At 66.4% G+C, this 1,495-nt stretch carries 1 protein-coding gene and 3 pseudogenes; all 4 read right to left on the reverse strand.

The genetic code is table 11. The annotated features are described in order from the left end of the window. Positions 1-296: pseudogene (locus ACLIRY_RS27020) on the reverse strand (conjugal transfer protein TrbE); the annotation flags it as partial. Next, positions 294-482, reverse strand: a pseudogene (locus ACLIRY_RS27025) (conjugal transfer protein); the annotation flags it as partial. The pseudogenes ACLIRY_RS27025 and ACLIRY_RS27020, both read right to left, overlap by 3 nt. Then, a complete protein-coding gene (locus ACLIRY_RS27030) occupies positions 482-790 on the reverse strand; it encodes a TrbC/VirB2 family protein (protein ID WP_413208515.1) in 309 nt (102 codons plus the stop codon). The gene ACLIRY_RS27030 and the pseudogene ACLIRY_RS27025, both read right to left, overlap by 1 nt. 15 nt (positions 791-805) lie before the next feature. Further along, positions 806-1,495: pseudogene (locus ACLIRY_RS27035) on the reverse strand (ATPase, T2SS/T4P/T4SS family); the annotation flags it as partial.

Here is a 1,495-nt window from a genome sequence, read left to right on the forward strand (position 1 = left end):
CGCACATTGGCGTAGACATGCCCGGGCAGGCTGCCCAGCCAGGCCTCCACCGCGTTGACGCTCTCGCGGATGCAGGTGAAGCCCAAGCCACCCAAAATGCGTTCGACGGTGCGGGCCTGATCCTCGACGGTCTGGCGATCCGCGTCGAACAGGGTGATGGTGGTGGTCAGATGACCGAAACCCACATGGTCGCCACCCAGGGCCTGGAGAGCCGCGTCGGCGTCCAGGGCCTTGTTGTCGGCGTCGCTGTCCACCAGGGGCGCGGGCTCGTTGGTCAGGACTTCCCGCAGCAACACGGCCAGGGTATGACCGGCGACGAACAGGCCCAGCCCGGCGATCCATTGCTGGAGCCCCAAGCCGATGGCGGCGGAAAGCGTGCCGTTGAGGATGGCCACCGCGCGCGGCGCCCCGCCCAGCAGGATCGGCTCGGCCAGGGAGTGGTGGACGGGGATCTCGAAGCCGTCGATGTGGGGGACGGCCATCACACCAGCGCTCCGCCGCCGAAGGAGAAGAAGGACAGGAAGAACGAACTGGCCGCGAAGGCGATGGACAGGCCAAAAACGATCTGGATCAGCCGCCGGAAGCCACCGGGACTTTCCCCGAAGGCCAGGGCCAGACCGGTGACGATGATGATGATCACCGCGATGATCTTCGCCACCGGCCCCTGCACGGATTCCAGGATCCGCTGAAGCGGTTCCTCCCAGGGCATGCCCGGCCCCGCCGCATGGGCGGGTGCGGAAAGGATCGCGGAGAGAACAACGGACGACGCGACAACCAAGGCTTTGCGCATGACGAAAACTCCTTTTCAACGCTGGGGTGGCGATACCGGGGACAGATCGGCCATCCGGTAATCGCCATCACCGTCCAGGCCGGAGACCTCGGCGATGGTCTCCACCCGCCGCGCGGATCCGCGCCCGGATATGAAAAACCACCAAGTCGATGGCCTCGGCGATCAGGCGCCCGCCTCAACCACGGGCTTTGCCCGTGGTTGAGGCTTATTCAAAGATCGGTGCGGCGAAGCCGCACGGGGGACGACGATGACGCTCTCCTGGACCAGTTGCTCCAGGCGATAGAGGGCGGAACGGGCCGAATTGGCGTGCAGGGTGGCGATGCCACCGGGATGACCGGTGTTCCAGGCCTTGAGCATGTCCAGGGCCTCGGCGCCCCGGACCTCGCCGACGATGATCCAGTCGGGCCGCAGCCGCAGGGTGGAGCGCACCAGATCGGCCAGGGTGACGACACCGGGCCGGGTGCGCAGAGCGACGCAGTCCTTGGCGGCGCATTGGAGTTCCCGGGTATCTTCAATGAGGATCACCCTCTCGTTCCAGGCCGCGACCATGGCCAGCAGGGCGTTGGCGAGCGTCGTCTTGCCCGAGGAAGTGCCACCGACGATCAGGATGTTCTTCCGGTCGCGCACGGCCTGAGCGAGAACATCGACCTGGGCCTTGAGAATCAGGCCATCCCGCAGGTAGTCGGCCAGCAGGTGAATGCGCGA

The organism is Rhodospirillum sp. A1_3_36, assembly GCF_047263945.1.
GTDB lineage: Bacteria > Pseudomonadota > Alphaproteobacteria > Rhodospirillales > Rhodospirillaceae > Rhodospirillum.